This window comes from Profundibacterium mesophilum KAUST100406-0324 (genome assembly GCF_009835145.1).
Taxonomy (GTDB): Bacteria; Pseudomonadota; Alphaproteobacteria; order Rhodobacterales; family Rhodobacteraceae; genus Profundibacterium; species Profundibacterium mesophilum.
The window spans coordinates 59,749-76,377 of the sequence record NZ_APKE01000022.1 but is presented as its reverse complement, the minus strand read 5'-3'; the positions used below and the strand labels follow the sequence as shown (position 1 = coordinate 76,377).

Sequence of the window (16,629 nt, the reverse complement as noted above, 5' to 3'; positions counted from 1 at the left end):
GCAGGGCGGCCCGGAGGCTCACCCACCCCGAGCCGCGGCGCTGGCCCTACTGGCTCGAATACATGCCTTCATAGATCGGGCCGAGCGTTTCGGCATCGAAGAGGGACGACACGGAGGTGCCGTTCCAGATGTTGAGGATCGCCTGCGCGAACATCGGCGCGGTGGGCACGATGCGGATGTTCGGCGCGTCCCTGACCGCCGCGGTGGGCTCGATGCTGTCGCTGATCACGAGGCTCTTCATCACCGAATTGGTGATCCGGCCCACGGCAGGGCCGCTGAGCACGCCATGGGTGATGTAGGAGTGAACCTCCTTGGCACCGGCATTCATCAGCGTCTCCGCCGCCTTGCACAAGGTCCCGGCCGTGTCGCAGATATCGTCCACGATGATGCAGACCTTGTCCGTCACGTCGCCGATGACCGTCATCTCCGCGATCTCGCCGGGCTTCTCGCGGCGCTTGTCGACGATCGAGAGCGGCACCCCGATGCGCTGCGCCAGATCGCGGGCCCGCGCCACGCCGCCGACATCGGGCGAGACCACCATCACCTCGTCGAGCCGGCCGGCGAAGGCATGGCGGATGTCGAGCGCGAAGACCGGCGAGGCATAGAGATTGTCGACCGGGATATCGAAGAAGCCCTGGATCTGCGCGGCATGCAGATCGAGCGTCAGCACCCGCTCGATCCCGGCCTCGACCATCATGTTGGCCACCAGCTTGGCGGTGATCGGCGTGCGGGCCTTGGTGCGGCGGTCCTGCCGCGCATAGCCGAAATAGGGGATCACGGCCGTCACGCGCGCGGCCGAGGAGCGGCGCAACGCATCGGCCATGATCAGCAGCTCCATCAGGTTGTCATTGGCCGGGTTCGAGGTCGGCTGGATGACGAACATGTCCTCGCCGCGCACGTTCTCGTAGACCTCGACGAAGATCTCCTGGTCGTTGAACCGCTCCACGCGGGCATCGACGAGGTTCGTGTTGATCCCCCGATGCATGGTCATCCGGCGCGCGATGCTGCGTGCAAGTGTCGGGTTGGCATTGCCGGAGATCAGCTTCGGCTCGGTCATGGAGGGCATTGTCGGGGGTCCTTGGGCTGCAAGATGTCCTGGGAAGGACACGTTGACTTCGCTTAGCATGACGCTACCGTCGCGCAAACCTCATGGAAAGGCTAGACACGGATATGGCACAGATCGACTACTACTTTGCGACACTGTCGCCGTATACGTACCTCGCAGGCACCGAGCTCGAGCGGATCGCGGCGGCGCATGACGCGACGATCACCTACAAGCCGCTCGACATCATGCAGCTTTTCGCGCGCACCGGCGGCACGCCGCCCAAGGACCGGCATCCCAACCGGCAGGACTACCGGCTTCAGGACATGGAGCGGCGCGCCGCCCGGCTGGGCATGACGCTGAACCTGCGTCCGGCGCATTGGCCGACGAACATGGCGCCCTCCTCCTACGCGATCATCGCCGCGCAGCAGGCGGGCGGGGGTGATCTGGGCGCGCTCGTGCATGGGCTGACGCGGGCCTGCTGGGCCGGGGAGCAGGACATCGCCGAGGAATCGGTGATCCGCGACTGCCTCGCCGCCGCCGGCTTCGATCCCGATCTCGCAAGCAGCGGGCTGCTCGCCGGGGCCGAGACCTACGAGCGCAATCTCGACGAGGCGGTGAAGGCCGGCGTCTTCGGCGCGCCCTTCTACGTCACCGATGACGGGCAGCGCTTCTGGGGCCAGGACCGCTTGCCCGATCTCGACTGGTATCTTTCCTCGAAGCGCTGAGCCCGGCGGATCAGCCGGCGAGCAGGGCGATGAACGCCTCGCGGTCCGCGGCCCGCGAGGACCAGTCGCAGACCAGCCGCGCGGCAAGGGGCGCCGCGCCGTCGCCCTCGAGGGGGCCGGCGGGATAGTAGCGCGCCCCGGCTTCGGTCAGGCGCCGATGCGCGGCACGCGGCCACTGCGCATGGATCATGTTGCCCGCGGGCTCGTGCAGCAGCGCGACACCGGGAACCCGGCGCAGCGCATGCGCGAGCTCGGCGGCGGCGGCATTGGCCGCGGCGGCCATCTCGAGCCAGAGCCCCTCGTGAAGATAGGCCTCCATCTGCGCCGAAAGGAAGCGGTGCTTGGAGAAGAGATGCGCGCCGCGCTTTCGCCGCAGCTCGAACTCCCAGGAGAGATCGGGGTCAAAAAGGATCACCGCCTCGACGCCCAGAAGACCGTTCTTGGTGCCGCCGAAACTCACCGCGTCGACACCCGCCTTCCACGTCATCTCCGCCGGACTGCAGCCGGCAGCCACCAGCGCATTGGCGATCCGCGCGCCGTCGAGATGCACGGCGCTGCCGCCGGCATGGGCCATGGCGGCCAGCGCGGCGACCTCGCCGGGGGTGTAGAGCGTGCCCCGTTCGGTCAGGTTGGTCAGGGTGAGAGGGCCGGGCTGCACGCCATGCACGCTGCCGCGCGGCCGGCGGGCCAGCGCCACCTCAAGGCTCTCGGGCGTGATCTTCCCCTCAGCGGTCTCGACGAGCGTCAGCTTGGCGCCGCCGGTGAAGAATTCCGGTGCCCCGCATTCGTCCTCCTCGGCATGGGCGAGATCGGCGCAGAAGACCGTCTCCCACGGGCGGCACATGCAGGCGAGGGCGAGTGAATTGGCCGCCGTCCCGGTGGCGACGAGGTGCACTGCCGCGTCCGGGGCCTCGAAAATCTCGCGCAGCCTGCCTGCGACACGCGCCGCCGCGTCGTCCTTGCCATAGGGCAGGGCATACCCCTCGTTGGCACGCATCAGGGCCTGCATCACCTTCGGGTGGGCGGGCCCGGCATTGTCGGAGGCGTAATACATCTCAGGTCGGCTCCTCGATGATGTAATCTTCGAATTCGTCCTCCGCGACCTCGAACTCGGGCACCGTCCAGCCCCTGACCGAGACGCCGGCCGCGTGGACGCTCTGCGGATCGCCGGTGCGCAGCGGGTGCCATTCGGGCAGCGGCGCGCCTTCATGCAGCAGGCGGTAGGCACAGGTGCGCGGCATCCAGTAGGCGATGTCGCCGATATTGCCGGGGGTGAGGACCACGCATTCTGGCACGAACTGCTTGCGCGTCTCGTAATGGGCACAGCGGCATGTGGCATCGTCGAGCAGGCGGCAGGCGACGCGGGTCAACTCGACCTGCCCGGTATCGGCATCCTCGAGCTTGTTGAGGCAGCATTTGCCACAGCCGTCGCAAAGCGCCTCCCATTCGGCCGGGCGCATCTGCGCAAGCGGCACCGTCTCCCAGAACCGCGGCCGCAGGGCGGGGGCCGCGGCCCGCCGGGCGGCATTGGGGTGGCCGAGCGCGCGGGTCGGCCCGCCGGGCTTGCGCGGCCGGCTCATGGCTGGCTCTGAAGGGCGCGGCGCGCCTCGCGGCTGTCGGCATCCATCTGCGCGATGAGTGCATCAAGGCTCTCAAACCGCTCCTCGGGCCGCAGATAGGCGACGAGCGCGACGGAAAGCTGCGCGCCGTAGAGATCGCCGGAGAAATCGAACAGGTGGGTCTCGAGATTGGCGGTGTTCTCGCCGAACATCGGGCGCACCCCCAGCGAGGCGACGCCGTCATGGGACCCCGCATGCGCTCCGTCCAGGACCTGGACCCGCACGGCATAGACCCCGAAGGCCGGCAGATGCAGCCCCTCGAGCGACATGTTCGCGGTGGGATAGCCCAGCTCGCGTCCGCGCCGCTCCCCGCCGATCACCGCTCCCTCGATCCGGTGGTGATGGCCCAGCATCCGGCGCGCCGAGACCGGATCGCCGGCGCTGAGCGCTTCCCTGATCCGGGTGGAGGAAATCTCCCCTCCCGCCGCCCCGACGAGATCGGCCAGGCTGACATCGAACCCCATCCGCTCGCCGAACCGGCGCAGATCGGCGGCATCGCCCGCGCGCTCGGCGCCGAAGCGGAAATCGGCGCCGATGACGATATGCGACAGGCCCAGCCCCTCGTGGATCACCTCCCGCGCGAAAGCTTCGGGCGGCAGGGCCGCGAGCGCCGCGTCGAAGGGAAGCTCATAGAGGCGTTCGACGCCGAGGCGCGCCAGCCTGTTGGCGCGGGACTGCGCGCTCATCAGGCGGAAGGGCGGGGCGACGGGCGCGAAATACTGGCGCGGATGCGGCTCGAAGGTCAGAACACCCAGCGGCGCCGACCGCTCCTGCGCGCCGCGCCGGGCGATGTCGATGATATGCTGGTGGCCCAGGTGCACGCCGTCGAAATTGCCGATCGCGGCACTTGCACCGCGATCTTCTGGGGCCGTCCCGCGATAATGCCTCACTATACGCATATCGGGGCGGATAGCCCCCGGGCGCGGTTTGCGCAAGTGCCCGGAGCGCCCGCTCAGTCGAGCTTGGCGGATGGCGCCAGCACCGTCGCCTCGCCCTGCAGGACGACCTTGCCGTCCACGACGCATTTGGTGGCCAGTTCCACGCGGCGCCGGGGCAGGTCGATCGCGGTCACCGTGACCTCGGCGCGGACCCGGTCGCCGGGGCGCACGGGGCCGAGGAATTTCAGTGTCTGCCCCATGTAGATGGTGCCATGGCCGGGAAGCTGCTCGCCGATCACCGCCGAGATCAGCCCGGCGGTCAGCATCCCATGCGCGATCCGGCCCCCGAAGATCGTTTCCTGCGCGTAGGTCTCGTCGAGATGCACCGGGTTGCGATCGGTCGAAACCTCGGAGAACAGCTCGATGTCGCGATCGGTGACATCTTTCCACAGGTGGCGGGACATCCCGATCTCGATATCCTCGATACAGATTGTGCCGCGGGGCATATTGTCCAACACGGGAGTCCTCACGCAATAAAAATCCAAGCGCATCGCGGCGCTTGAAATCATATTACGCTGCAAGCGCGAAAAATCCAGTCGGAATTTTCAGCGCAGCTTTCCGATGGAATATTCGGGAGCCGCACCCTGCTCATCGAGGAAGCCGCGCAGGGCCTCGGGGTCGGGCTGCCGACCCGTCCGCGTCTCGGCCGCGGCGAGGCCGCCGGTCACGAAGAGCGAATCGATCCCGTCCTGCGCTGCGCCGGCAATGTCGGTCACGATGCCGTCGCCGACGGCGAGGATCCGGTCCTGCGCCATGTCGCGTCCGATCTCGCCGAGCCGCTCGCGGGCGAGGGCATAGACGGGCGGATGCGGCTTGCCGAAGGAGAGGACGGTGCCGCCGATCTGCGCATAGAGCGCCGCCACGGCACCGCCGCACCACTCGCGCACCTCGCCGCGATCGACCATCAGGTCGGGATTGGCGTTGAGCAGCGGCAGGCCGCGCGCCTGCGCCGCGCGCAGCTGCGGCAAGAGCGCTTCGGGAGGCTGCAACGGATCGAAGGGTCCGGTGCAGACGATGCCCTCGGCCTCCTCCAGAGCGACCCGTTCGACCGGGACCGGATCGGCGATCATCTTCATCGGCGAGAAGAACGGCTCGTCGAAGGACTGTCCCATGAACCACACGCGCGCCCCGACGGCGCCGCGGAACATCGCGGCGCGGGCGCTGTCGCCGGAGGTCGCGATGGTGTCCCAGCAATCCTCGGGGATGCCGAAACGGGCGATCTGCGTCTCGACGCTGGCGCGGGGGCGGGGCGCATTGGTCAGCAGCACCACCGTCCCGCCATCCGCGCGAAAGGCGCGCAAGGCCTCGACCGCCTCGGGAAAGGCGCGCCGCCCGTCATGCAGGCAGCCCCAGAGATCGCAGAAGAGCGCGTCGTAATTTTGGCTGATCTCGCCCAGGCTCTCGATGATGCGGTTCATTGCGAACGGCTCCTGCGATGGGAATGGCCGGCCCGGGACGGGGCGGCGACATGAAAATGGCGCGCGGGCGGGACCGCGCGCCAGAAAGCGTTCACCCCTTCGCGAGCGGAAGGGCGGGCGATCAGACCGTGAGGTTCGGGATGATCTGCTTCTTGCGGCTGACAACGCCGGGCAGCACGACCGTATCGCCGCTGCAGACCGTCGCGAAGGACTTCTCGGCCACGCTGCGCACGGTATCGTTGGGCACGAGAAGCGTCGCCTCTTCCTTGAGGATGTCGACGATGAAGAGCAGGACCTGCGCGACGCCGTCCTCGGAGGCGACATGCGGCATCGCCTCGATCAGGGCGTCCTTGCGCTTGAGCACCGTCTCCGGGGAGGTCGTCTCGAGCACGGAGACGCGGAAGCTGGTCCCACCGGTCTCGAATTCCTTGCTGTCCATCCGCAGGAGCTCGGCTTCGGAGAAGCGCGACACGTCGGACTTCGCGGCGAACATCTCCGATGCCAGAGCCGGGATCTCGATGCCCAGATCCTTGGCCAGCGCGATCGCGAGGTCGCGGTCCTCGTCGGTCGTCGTCGGCGAGCGGAACTCGAGCGTGTCGCTCAGGATGCAGCACAGCATCGCGCCCTTGATCGCCTCGGGCATCTTGGAGGCGTCATCGCCCATCAGCTTGTGCATGATCGTCGCGGTGCAGGCGAGCGGCTGCATGGTGATCCCGACGGGGCCGCGCGTCTCGAGCCCGCCTACCAGGCGGTGATGGTCGATGATCGCCCGGATGTCGGCCTTGTTGATATTGGCGGGAAGCTCCGCGGGATTGTTGGTGTCCACGATGACCACGCGCTGTCCATCCTCGACATCCTCGAGGATCGCGGGCTGCTCGAGGCCCCAGCGCTCCAGCATCCAGGCGGCTTCGGTATTGGGCGTGCCAAGCAGCCGCGCCTCGGCGGACTTGCCCTGGATCTCGGTCATGTACCAGGCCCAGATGATGGGCGATCCGGTGGAATCTGTATCGGGTGCCTTGTGGCCGAAGACAAAGGTCGTCATCTGCAAACTTCCTCGCAGCTAAATCGGATTTTTGCCGCTTATACGGATGGGGCGGCGGCTTGTCACCCGCGACGAATTGGCTTTCCCGCCGGCATGCGGGCGAGGTAGCCTTCGGGCATGAGCTTTGCCCGGGAAACCGATCTCTATCCTTTCGTCAAACGCTACTTCGAGGGCCTCTCCTACGAGGTGAAGGGGGAGGTGGGCGCGGCGGACGTGGTGGCATGCGACGCGGCGGGCACGCAGATGGTGATCGTCGAGCTGAAGCTCGGCTTCACCCTCGCGCTGCTGCGGCAGGGCATCGCGCGCCAGGCGCTGAGCGATCTGGTCTATCTGTGCGTGCCGCGCCGGCAGGGCCGTGCCGGGACGAAGGCGCATGCGGCCGATGCGGGGCTGTGCTCGAGGCTGGGCCTTGGCCTGATGACGGTGAGCGCGGCGGGGGGGGTCGCCATCCTGTGCGATCCCGAGCCCTATCGCCCGCGCCGCGCGCCGGCGCGCCGGGCCCGCCTGCTGGCGGAGTTCCGTGCCAGGCGGGGCGATCCCAACCCGGGCGGCACCGGCGGGCGCAAGCTCGTCACCGCCTACAGGCAGGATGCCGGCCTCTGCGCGGCCCACCTGGCGGCGCATGGGCCGTGCCGGGGCGCTGACGTGGCACGCGGAACGGGCGTGGCGCGCGCCACGCGGATGATGGCCGACAACCATTACGGTTGGTTCGAGCGTGTCTCCACGGGGGTCTACGCGCTCACCGAAGCGGGGCAGGACGCCGCCGCAACCCTGGTTGCTGCCTCAACATCCACCCCTGCCGCGCCCCCCGCCGGGGCGGGAGGAGGGAGCGTCCGCATGGGCGCCGGCGCGGATCCCGAGTAAGAGGAGCGGGGCGGCCGAAGGGATGGCGCCGAAGGGCAGGGGCTCAGGCGGTGTCCTGGAGGGATTGCTGATGCTGGATATGGGTCCAGATGCCGTTCCGTCTCAGCCAGACGGAGGTGCAGACCATTTTCTTCCGGCGGTTTTCCCTGTCGCGCGCAACCACCGTATAGCCCAGGACCGCGACCCCGACGGACGGCCTGGCATAGGCGCGTTGCGTCAGTTCGACATGTTCGTATTCAGGGCCATGGGCATGGGCCCTCTCGAGCGCGTCGCCCGTCACGGCATGCGCGGCGCCGCCGAAGACCGCGATCGAGCTGGCATCGGTGCTTTGCCGTCTGCCGCCCATGCTGCATAACCAGTAGTCATGCTCGAGCTGCCACATAAGCTCCTCTTCGGCTTGTGTCATCACCTCACCCCTCTTGCCTCCCGGGGAAACGGATCGAAGGCCCGATAGGGTTCCTACACAACACCGACAGCGCCGAAATTTCGCCGCGCGATCTGCTTGACAGCCAGAAGGCTCTTTCCTAGATCAAGGCTGCTAGCACTCACCTCAGGAGAGTGCCAACAGATGCAAACAACTCTATGAAGGAGCGTTCACAGATGGCTTTCAAACCGCTGCATGACCGCGTGCTGGTCCGCCGTGTCGAATCCGACGAGAAGACCAAGGGCGGTCTGATCATCCCCGACAGCGCGAAGGAAAAGCCCGCCGAAGGCGAGATCGTCGCCGTTGGCGAGGGCGCGCGCAAGGATTCGGGCGAGCTGATCGAGATGGGCGTCAAGACGGGCGACAAGGTCCTGTTCGGCAAGTGGTCGGGCACCGAGATCACCCTCGACGGCGAAGAGCTGCTGATCATGAAAGAGTCGGACATCCTGGGCATCATCGCCTGATCGTCCGATCCTTCGACTAGAAATTTACAGACATTCAAGGAGGAGCCATCATGGCTGCCAAGGACGTCAAATTCGATACCGATGCCCGCAACCGGATGCTGAAGGGTGTCAACACCCTCGCGAACGCGGTGAAGGTCACTCTCGGCCCCAAGGGCCGCAACGTGGTCATCGACAAATCCTTCGGTGCCCCGCGCATCACGAAGGACGGTGTCTCCGTCGCCAAGGAAATCGAACTGGAAGACAAGTTCGAGAACATGGGCGCCCAGATGGTCAAGGAAGTCGCTTCCCGGACCAATGACGAGGCCGGCGACGGCACAACCACCGCCACCGTGCTCGCCCAGGCGATCATCAAGGAAGGCCTCAAGTCGGTTGCCGCCGGCATGAACCCGATGGACCTCAAGCGCGGCATCGACCTGGCCACCACGAAAGTCGTCGAGGCCATCAAGGCCGCTGCCCGTCCCGTCTCCGACAGCGACGAAGTTGCCCAGGTCGGCACCATCTCCGCCAATGGCGAGGCCGAGATCGGCCGCCAGATCGCCGACGCGATGCAGAAGGTCGGCAACGAGGGTGTCATCACCGTCGAGGAGAACAAGGGCCTCGAGACCGAAACCGATGTCGTCGAAGGCATGCAGTTCGATCGCGGCTACCTGTCGCCCTACTTCGTGACCAACCCCGACAAGATGGTCGCCGAGCTGGAAGACTGCATGATCCTGCTGCACGAGAAGAAGCTCTCCTCGCTGCAGCCGATGGTCCCGCTGCTGGAATCGGTCATCCAGAGCCAGAAGCCGCTGCTGATCATCGCCGAGGATGTCGAGGGCGAAGCCCTTGCCACGCTCGTCGTGAACAAGCTGCGCGGCGGTCTGAAGATCGCGGCCGTCAAGGCACCGGGCTTCGGTGATCGCCGCAAGGCCATGCTGCAGGACATCGCGATCCTGACCGGCGGCCAGGTGATCTCCGAAGATCTCGGCATGAAGCTCGAGAACGTCACCATGGATATGCTCGGCACGGCCAAGAAGGTCACCCTCACCAAGGACGAGACCACCATCGTCGACGGCGCGGGCGAGAAGGGCGAGATCGAGGCGCGCGTTGCCCAGATCCGCAACCAGATCGAAGAGACGACCTCCGATTACGACCGCGAGAAGCTGCAGGAGCGTGTTGCCAAGCTGGCCGGCGGCGTTGCCGTCATCCGCGTCGGCGGCATGACCGAAGTGGAAGTGAAGGAGCGCAAGGACCGTGTCGATGACGCGCTGAACGCGACCCGTGCGGCCGTTCAGGAAGGTATCGTCGTGGGCGGCGGTGTCGCCCTGGTGCAGGGCGCCAAGGCGCTCGACGGCCTGGAAGGCGCGAACAGCGACCAGAATGTCGGCATCTCGATCGTGCGCAAGGCCCTTGAGGCTCCGCTGCGCCAGATCGCCGAGAACTCCGGCGTCGACGGCTCGGTCGTTGCGGGCAAAATCCGCGAATCCGACGATCTCAAGTTCGGCTTCAACGCGCAGACCGAAGAATATGGCGACATGTTCAAGTTCGGCGTGATCGACCCGGCCAAGGTCGTCCGGACGGCTCTGCAGGATGCGGCTTCGATCGCCGGCCTGCTGATCACCACCGAGGCGATGGTCGCCGACAAGCCGCAGAAGGAAGGCGCTGGCGCCGGCGGCGGCATGCCCGACATGGGCGGCATGGGCGGCATGGGCGGCATGATGTAATCATCGGCCGCACCGGCCAAATGCCGGCTGCACGCATGACAGGGGGCGTCCTTCGGGGCGCCCCCTTTTCGCATTCCGGGGTCCGCGCTGCGCATCCCCGGGGCCAGCCGTGCCCCTGCGCCGGCATGGCCCGAAGCCGCGTGCGCCGGGCGGGCAGGGGCCATGCACCGATCCGCAGCGGGCCATTGCGGCAGGCGCGGTTTGTTGGCAGGAAGGCCCGATGCTGCGTCTCGCCCTTCTCACGGCCCTCGTCATGGTCGCCTTCGCCGCCAATTCGGTGCTGAACCGCATGGCGCTTGCCGGAAGCGCGATCGGCGCGTTCGAATTCGCCGCGATCCGCCTCGTTTCGGGAGCGGCCATCCTCGCTCTCCTGGTGCTGCTGCGTGATCGCAATCCCGGCGCGCTCGCCCATGGCGGTCCGATCGGCGCGGCGGCGCTCGCGCTCTACGTCCTGGGTTTCTCGATCGCCTATCTTGCGCTCGATGCCGGTATCGGAGCGCTCATCCTCTTCGGCGGTGTGCAGGTCACCATGTTCGCGGGTGCCGTGATCGGCGGCGAGCGTGTCCCCCCGGCGCGCGTGGCGGGGGCGTTTCTGGCCCTTGCGGGGCTGGCCTGGCTGCTCTGGCCGACGGGGGTGGCGGTGCCTTCACTGCTGCATGGCGGATTGATGGCCCTCGCGGCGCTGGGCTGGGGGCTTTACTCGCTGCGTGGGCGGGGCAGCCGGGACGCGCTCGGCGCGACCGCCGGCAACTTCCTCCTCGCCGCGCCGATCGCCCTCGGCGCGCTGCTGCTCGCGCCGCCGCAGGACGGGGCGCTGACCCCCACGCCGACCGGCATTGTCCTCGCCCTGCTTTCGGGCATCGTCACCTCCGGCCTCGGCTACGCGCTGTGGTACAGGCTCCTGCCGCAGATCACGGCATCGAGCGCGGCCCTCGCGCAGCTCAGCGTGCCGCTGATCGCGGTGGCGGGCGGCGCCCTCCTGCTGGGCGAGCCGCCGACGGCGCGTCTTTGGGTGGCGGCCGCGCTGATCATCGGGGGAATCGCGATCGGCCTTGTCGGAGCGCGGTCCGCACCGCATGCCGCCGCCGCCAAGCCCGCGCGCCGCTGAGGGGAGCGGGGGCCCTTGCAAAGCCGCTCCCGCACCTGGCCCGGCCCTTCCAAATCCCCCGCGCCGCGCTAGGTTTCCGCGCATGAGACAGCGCCCCTTCATACGCGTTCTTGCCGCCGCCGGATTGCTCCTCGCGGCTTCCGGGGCTGCGGCCACGGCGCAGCCTGCCAAGACGGTCGAGGCGGCGGAATGCGTCGTGCTCCTGCATGGCCTTGCCCGCAGCGCCACCTCGATGGAGATCATGGCAGAAGCCCTGCAGGATGCGGGCTATGGCACCGTCAATGCCAACTACAGCTCGACGGAGGCGCCGATCGGCGCGCTGGCCGAGCGCATCCTGCCCAAGGCGGTCGCGGCCTGCGGCGATGCCCGCGTCAATTTCGTTACCCATTCGCTCGGCGGTATCCTGGTGCGGGTCTGGCTCGAGCGGAACACGGTCGAGAGGCTGGGCCGGGTCGTGATGATGGGGCCGCCGAACCATGGCAGCGAGCTGGTCGACACGTTCCGCGATCTGGAGCCGTTCCGCTGGCTGAACGGGCCGGCCGGACAGCAGCTCGGCACCGGGCCGGGCAGCCTGCCCGAACAGCTCGGCGCGCCGCAATTCGAGCTCGGGGTGATTGCCGGGAACCAGTCCTTCAATCCGCTTTACTCGACAGTGATCGACGGACCGGACGATGGGAAGGTTTCGGTGGCCTCGACGCGTCTGGCCGGCATGGACGATCACATCGTGCTGCCGGTGACGCATACATTCATGATGATGAGCCCGCTGGTCATCGAACAGGTGGTCGCCTTCCTGCGAGAAGGACGGTTCGCGCGGGATTAGCGGCCGGGCTCGCGCGGGGCGCCGCCGGCGGGGCCGAGAATGCGGTTCACATGCCCCATCTTGCGGCCCGGACGGCTCTCGGCCTTGCCATAGAGATGCAGCGCGCAATGGCTGTTCTCGACGATCCGCGCCACGTCCTCGACGTCATCGCCGATCAGGTTGAGCATCTCGACATCGCTGTGGCGGGTGCCGTCGCCGAGCGGCCAGCCGGCCACCGCGCGGATATGCTGCTCGAACTGGTCGATGACGCAGCCATCCTGCGTCCAGTGGCCCGAATTGTGCACCCGCGGCGCGATCTCGTTGACCACGAGCCCCCCCGGCGTGACGAAAAGCTCGACGCCGAGCACGCCCACGTAATCGAGCGCGTTGAGGATGCGCCCGGCGATCAGGACCGCATCTGCGGTGACCGCCCGTGGAATGCGGGCGGGCAGGGTGGTGCTGTGCAGAATGCCGCCGCGATGGACGTTCTCCCCGGGATCGAAACAGGCGACGCGCCCGTCGGCGCCGCGGGCACCGATCACCGAGATCTCGGCCGAGAAATCGACGAAGCCTTCAAGCACGGCCGCCTGGCCCTGCATGGCCTCGAGCGCGGCGGGCGCGTCATCGCGATGCGCCAGCCGCGCCTGTCCCTTGCCGTCATAGCCCATGCGCCGCGTCTTGAGGATGGCGGGCGTACCGATCCGCCCCAGGGCCGCGTCCAGGGAGGCCGCGTCGTCGACGGCGGCATAGGGCGCGCAGTTCAGGCCGAGCCCGGTGAGGTAGTCCTTCTCGGTGAGGCGGTCCTGGCTGATCCTGAGCGCCTCGCGCCCGGGCCGGATCGGACGCAGCGTCTCGATCAGATCGAGCGCCGATGTGGGGACGTTCTCGAATTCATAGGTGACGACATCGACCCCTTCGGCAAAGCGGCGCAGGGCCTCCTCATCCTCGTAGGGCGCCGTCACGGTCGTGGCGGCCATGGCGGCGGCTGGCGGGTTCGCGCCCGGCTCGAAGACATGCACCTCGAGCCCGAGCCGCGCGGCCGCCATGGCGAGCATCCGTCCCAGCTGCCCTCCGCCCAGGATGCCGATGACCGCGCCGGGGCGCAGGCGTTCAAGATCACTCATCGACCGGCTCCTGCGGGATCGAGGCCGACAGCTCGGAGCGCCACGCCTCGAGCCTGGCGGCGAGCTCGGGATCGTTGAGCGCGAGGATGCCGGCCGCCATGAGACCGGCGTTGAAAGCGCCCGCCGCACCGATCGCCATTGTGCCGACGGGAAAGCCGCGCGGCATCTGCACGATGGAATAAAGGCTGTCGAGCCCGCCGAGGGCCCGTGTCTGGACCGGCACGCCGATCACCGGCACGCGTGTCTTGGAGGCGACCATTCCCGGCAGATGCGCGGCCCCGCCGGCGCCGGCGATGATCACCTGCAGGCCGGCATCGACGGCCCCGCGGCCGTAATCCCACAGCCTGTCGGGCGTGCGATGCGCGGAGACGATCCGGCGCTCATGCGTCACGCCGAGCGTGCCGAGGATCTCGGCGGCCTCGCGCATCGTTGGCCAGTCGGACTGGCTACCCATGATGATTCCGACCCGCGCGCCCATCGCTTTCTCCGCAACCGTGACAAGACCGGCCTTGGCGGCCGCCGGCGATCATAGCGGCGGCATCGCGGGGCGCAACCGTGCCCGCCGGAGCTTGGCCTTCGGGGATATCGGCGCGCCGAGGGGCCCGTGGGCCGGGGGATCCGCGCGGCTTCGCCCGCGTGCCGGGCAACCCCTTGAGGGAGCGGTGCGCCCGATGCGGCTCAGGCGATGATGTCGGGAAAGAGCCTGTCCTCGATCGCGGCGATCTTGTCCTTGAGGAGCAGCTTGCGCCGCTTGAGTCGCTGCAGCGTCAGCGCGTCGGACAGTCCACCATGCAGTGCCGCGACCGCTTCGTCGAGATCGCGATGCTCACACTTGAGCACGGCCAGTTCGACGCGCAGGACGTCGTCATGGTCCATCTTCGCGGAGCCGGGCTTCTGGGGCGATTGATCGTTCATTTGCGCCGAAGATGCCGCAAAGCGCCGCGCCGGGCAAGCCCGTGCTCTTGCGCGGGTCCATCATGCTTCCCATATTGATGACAGGGGCGGTCGCCGCAACGGGACCGCCGGAACACACAGTCGCTTGATGAAGGACGTGTCCATGACGAAGATGGCTTTGGGCTCGCATCCCTTTCTGCTTGGCTTCGAGCAACTCGAACGCCTTGTCGAACGGACGGCCAAGACCGATACGGGCGGATACCCTCCCTACAACATAGAGCAGACGAGCGAGACGGCCTATCGCATCACCCTCGCCGTGGCCGGCTTCTCCGATGACGACCTGTCGATCACGGTCGAGGACCGGCAGCTTATCGTGCGCGGCCGCCAGACCGAGCCCGAGGACACGCGCCTGTTTCTTCACCGCGGCATCGCCGCCCGTCAGTTCCAGCGGACCTTTGTGCTTGCCGACGGTGTTGAGGTGGGAGGGGCCGAGTTGCGTAACGGTCTGCTTCACCTCGATCTGGAGCGCACACAGCCTGATCGGCAGATACGCACGATCCGGATATCGAACGAGTAGAGAAAGAGCACGTCATGGATATGAAAACCGACATTCTCCCCGAAACGGCCGACAACATCGTCTATGTGCGGCCCGTCGCGGTCGACGAGCTCCCGCAAGAGATGCAGGAGCAGGCGGAAGGGCTCGAGCGGCTCTACGCGGTGCATAACGCCGTCGGCGACCGTCTCGCCCTCGTCGCGGACCGCAATCTCGCCTTCGTCGTGGCGCGGCAGAACGACATGGCACCGGTCAGCGTTCACTGATCGGTCCCGGGGCGGACGGGCGCTCCCGTCCGCCCGCCTCCCCGCGTCCGCCCGAAGGGTCTTGCCGCCTTGCGGCCCGGCGCCCGGGACGCAGAGGGTCCTTGTGGATGATTACCTCGCATTGCGGATAATGCCGCAGGATCGCGCGGTGCAGCTCGGCCCCGACCTCGTGGGCATCGCTCAGGCTCTGTGCCCCGTCCAGCTCGATATGAAGGTTCACGAAGACCCGGCTGCCGGCGCGGCGGGTCTTGAGGTCATGAAAGCCGTGCACGCCGGGTGCCTCGGACGCGATCCGCTCGATTCCGGCGACGGTCTCCGGATCGGCCGCCTTGTCCATCAGGGCGTCCCATGCGCCGATCCCGATTCGCCAAGCCCCGGTCAACAGCACGAGCGCCGCCGCGATCGCGACGATCGCGTCTATCGCCACGATGCCGAATGCCGCTGAGGCCCCGAGCGCGGCCACGGCGCCGATATTGGGCAGAAGATCCCCGATGTAATGCAGCCGGTCCGCCGAGACGACGCGGTTCTGCGTCCGCCTCGCGATCCGCCCCTGATAGCTCACGAGGCCGAGCGTCAGGACGATCGACAGGCTCATGACCGCGATGCCCGGCCCCTCGGCCGAAAGGGGCGACGCGCGGCCCGAGACCAGGTGCGCGATTCCGCTGGCGGCGATGACGATCGCCGAAACGGCGATGAAGAGGCTTTGGCCCAATGCCGCGAGATCCTCGACCGATCCGTGGCCGAAGGCATGATCCTCGTCGGGTGGCCGCGCGGCATAGATGACCGCGGTCAGCCCGCCCAGCGAAACGATGAGGTCGAGCGCCGAATCGGCAAGCGAGGCCGCGACCGAAAGCGCGCCCGTCGCCGCGAAGGCCCAGAGTTTCGCCCCCACCAGCACGAGGGCGACGGCGACCGAGGCAAGGATCGCCCGGCGGTTGTCGCGGCGCGCGTCTTCGGGGCGCATGTCCCCCCCGGCGGGCGGCCGCGCGTCGTTTTGCCTGCCGCTCATTCCGGCAGCTCGTTCGCTCCGATCCCCCAGAAGGCGTCGCGCCGGACCCAGCCGTCATAGCCTCCCGCCTCGAGCCGGCACCAGTCGGGCAGGCATTCCTCCAACCGCGCCACCACGCCGCGTTCGGCGATCGCGGTGATCGCGGCATCGGGTTCCGGGCGGTCGAGCATGGGCGCCTGATCGGCCTCGATCAGCACGGTGCGCACGCCCGAGAGGAGAGAGTAATGCACCCAGCCGCCGACACCGTCGCGATCCTGCACGCGGCGCCAGTGGCCGTATTCCGCGGTGATCTGCAACGGCATGTCCTTGCGGGTGAAGACCCAGTCGATCCTGTGACTGAGCGAGGGACCGCGCCGCACGTTGCCCTCGCGTGCCTTGAGCGAGACGAAGCGCGGCATCGGCAGGTTCGTCACGGGCCCGAGGCGCGGCGCTCGGGATGCGCGTTCGGGCGGTGCCGGCGCGGCGGCCGTCCCGCCATCCGCGGCGTCCCCGGTTCGATCCGTGTCCTCCGGGGGGGGCGTTCCGGCCGGCGCCGCGCCCCCGGCAGCTTGCTGGGCCGCCGCGGGCAGGACGGACAGCATCGCGCAGATCGTGGCGGTCGCGATCAGGGCAGCGGTCGGAGAGGTCGATCGTG

Annotated in this window: 21 protein-coding genes; 8 read left to right on the top strand and 13 right to left on the bottom strand. The window is 68.0% G+C overall.

What is annotated here, in order from left to right:
• Positions 1–46: 46 nt before the first annotated feature.
• Positions 47–1,066: a ribose-phosphate pyrophosphokinase gene (locus PMES_RS09270; protein ID WP_159965431.1), complete on the bottom strand. Its 1,020-nt coding sequence runs from the start codon at positions 1,064–1,066 to the stop codon at positions 47–49.
• A 104-nt stretch (positions 1,067–1,170) separates the two neighbouring features.
• Between PMES_RS09270 and PMES_RS09265 the strand changes: the two genes are divergently transcribed.
• Positions 1,171–1,770, top strand: coding sequence for a 2-hydroxychromene-2-carboxylate isomerase (locus PMES_RS09265; RefSeq protein WP_159965430.1), 600 nt, complete (start codon positions 1,171–1,173; stop codon positions 1,768–1,770).
• Positions 1,771–1,780: 10 nt separating this feature from the next.
• Here PMES_RS09265 and PMES_RS09260 read toward each other — a convergent pair whose 3' ends face one another.
• The 6 genes from PMES_RS09260 to PMES_RS09235 form a co-directional block, all read right to left on the bottom strand.
• Complete coding sequence (locus PMES_RS09260; RefSeq protein ID WP_159965429.1) at positions 1,781–2,824, bottom strand: threonine aldolase family protein; 1,044 nt, start codon at positions 2,822–2,824, stop codon at positions 1,781–1,783.
• Between the two features lies 1 nt (position 2,825).
• Positions 2,826–3,350 carry a YcgN family cysteine cluster protein gene (locus PMES_RS09255; RefSeq protein ID WP_159965428.1) on the bottom strand — a complete coding sequence of 175 codons (525 nt, stop codon included), beginning with the start codon at positions 3,348–3,350 and terminating at the stop codon, positions 2,826–2,828.
• Positions 3,347–4,288: a bifunctional riboflavin kinase/FAD synthetase gene (locus tag PMES_RS09250; protein ID WP_159965427.1), complete on the bottom strand. Its 942-nt coding sequence runs from the start codon at positions 4,286–4,288 to the stop codon at positions 3,347–3,349. The genes PMES_RS09255 and PMES_RS09250 overlap by 4 nt, the downstream gene beginning before the upstream one ends.
• Positions 4,289–4,341: 53 nt before the next feature.
• Positions 4,342–4,785: a MaoC family dehydratase gene (locus PMES_RS09245; protein WP_159965426.1), complete on the bottom strand. Its 444-nt coding sequence runs from the start codon at positions 4,783–4,785 to the stop codon at positions 4,342–4,344.
• A gap of 87 nt (positions 4,786–4,872) precedes the next feature.
• Entirely contained in the window at positions 4,873–5,745 is an 873-nt protein-coding gene (locus tag PMES_RS09240; RefSeq protein WP_159965425.1) for a TIGR01459 family HAD-type hydrolase, read from the bottom strand.
• Positions 5,746–5,866: 121 nt separating this feature from the next.
• Positions 5,867–6,787, bottom strand: coding sequence for a manganese-dependent inorganic pyrophosphatase (locus PMES_RS09235; RefSeq protein ID WP_159965424.1), 921 nt, complete (start codon positions 6,785–6,787; stop codon positions 5,867–5,869).
• A 117-nt stretch (positions 6,788–6,904) separates the two neighbouring features.
• Here PMES_RS09235 and PMES_RS09230 point away from each other — a divergent pair, with 117 nt between their 5' ends.
• The gene (locus PMES_RS09230; protein ID WP_159965423.1) at positions 6,905–7,651 is read left to right on the top strand and encodes a DUF2161 family putative PD-(D/E)XK-type phosphodiesterase; all 747 of its coding nucleotides are present in this window, start codon (positions 6,905–6,907) and stop codon (positions 7,649–7,651) included.
• A gap of 43 nt (positions 7,652–7,694) precedes the next feature.
• On the opposite strand, the gene PMES_RS09225 is transcribed toward PMES_RS09230, so the two are convergent.
• The gene (locus PMES_RS09225; RefSeq protein WP_159965422.1) at positions 7,695–8,057 is read right to left on the bottom strand and encodes a hypothetical protein; all 363 of its coding nucleotides are present in this window, start codon (positions 8,055–8,057) and stop codon (positions 7,695–7,697) included.
• 194 nt (positions 8,058–8,251) lie between these two features.
• Here PMES_RS09225 and groES point away from each other — a divergent pair, with 194 nt between their 5' ends.
• The 4 genes from groES (at position 8,252) to PMES_RS09205 (ending at position 12,170) form a co-directional block, all read left to right on the top strand.
• Positions 8,252–8,539: a co-chaperone GroES gene (groES, locus tag PMES_RS09220; RefSeq protein WP_159965421.1), complete on the top strand. Its 288-nt coding sequence runs from the start codon at positions 8,252–8,254 to the stop codon at positions 8,537–8,539.
• A gap of 50 nt (positions 8,540–8,589) precedes the next feature.
• On the top strand, positions 8,590–10,242 hold the full coding sequence (gene groL, locus PMES_RS09215) for a chaperonin GroEL (protein WP_159965420.1): 1,653 nt from the start codon (positions 8,590–8,592) through the stop codon (positions 10,240–10,242).
• Between the two features lie 220 nt (positions 10,243–10,462).
• A complete protein-coding gene (locus PMES_RS09210) occupies positions 10,463–11,350 on the top strand; it encodes a DMT family transporter (RefSeq protein ID WP_159965419.1) in 888 nt (295 codons plus the stop codon).
• 82 nt (positions 11,351–11,432) lie between these two features.
• On the top strand, positions 11,433–12,170 hold the full coding sequence (locus tag PMES_RS09205) for an alpha/beta fold hydrolase (RefSeq protein ID WP_159965418.1): 738 nt from the start codon (positions 11,433–11,435) through the stop codon (positions 12,168–12,170).
• On the opposite strand, the gene PMES_RS09200 is transcribed toward PMES_RS09205, so the two are convergent.
• From PMES_RS09200 to PMES_RS09190, 3 genes are all read right to left on the bottom strand, one after another.
• Positions 12,167–13,273, bottom strand: coding sequence for a 5-(carboxyamino)imidazole ribonucleotide synthase (locus PMES_RS09200; protein WP_159965417.1), 1,107 nt, complete (start codon positions 13,271–13,273; stop codon positions 12,167–12,169). The genes PMES_RS09205 and PMES_RS09200 overlap by 4 nt on opposite strands.
• The gene (purE, locus tag PMES_RS09195; protein WP_159965416.1) at positions 13,266–13,751 is read right to left on the bottom strand and encodes a 5-(carboxyamino)imidazole ribonucleotide mutase; all 486 of its coding nucleotides are present in this window, start codon (positions 13,749–13,751) and stop codon (positions 13,266–13,268) included. The genes PMES_RS09200 and purE overlap by 8 nt, the downstream gene beginning before the upstream one ends.
• 200 nt (positions 13,752–13,951) lie before the next feature.
• Positions 13,952–14,188, bottom strand: a complete 237-nt coding sequence (locus PMES_RS09190; protein ID WP_236549756.1) for a YdcH family protein — start codon at positions 14,186–14,188, stop codon at positions 13,952–13,954.
• A 142-nt stretch (positions 14,189–14,330) separates the two neighbouring features.
• On the opposite strand from PMES_RS09190, the gene PMES_RS09185 reads away from it, so the two are divergent.
• Positions 14,331–14,744 carry an Hsp20 family protein gene (locus tag PMES_RS09185; protein WP_159965415.1) on the top strand — a complete coding sequence of 138 codons (414 nt, stop codon included), beginning with the start codon at positions 14,331–14,333 and terminating at the stop codon, positions 14,742–14,744.
• Positions 14,745–14,758: 14 nt separating this feature from the next.
• The gene (locus PMES_RS09180) at positions 14,759–14,986 is read left to right on the top strand and encodes a DUF1150 family protein (protein WP_159965414.1); all 228 of its coding nucleotides are present in this window, start codon (positions 14,759–14,761) and stop codon (positions 14,984–14,986) included.
• On the opposite strand, the gene PMES_RS09175 is transcribed toward PMES_RS09180, so the two are convergent.
• Both PMES_RS09175 and PMES_RS09170 read right to left on the bottom strand, forming a co-directional pair.
• Positions 14,973–15,995 carry a cation diffusion facilitator family transporter gene (locus tag PMES_RS09175; protein ID WP_438943236.1) on the bottom strand — a complete coding sequence of 341 codons (1,023 nt, stop codon included), beginning with the start codon at positions 15,993–15,995 and terminating at the stop codon, positions 14,973–14,975. The genes PMES_RS09180 and PMES_RS09175 overlap by 14 nt on opposite strands.
• Positions 15,992–16,576, bottom strand: coding sequence for an SH3 domain-containing protein (locus tag PMES_RS09170; RefSeq protein WP_159965516.1), 585 nt, complete (start codon positions 16,574–16,576; stop codon positions 15,992–15,994). Before PMES_RS09170 ends, PMES_RS09175 begins: the two co-directional genes overlap by 4 nt.
• Between the last annotated feature and the right edge of the window lie 53 nt (positions 16,577–16,629).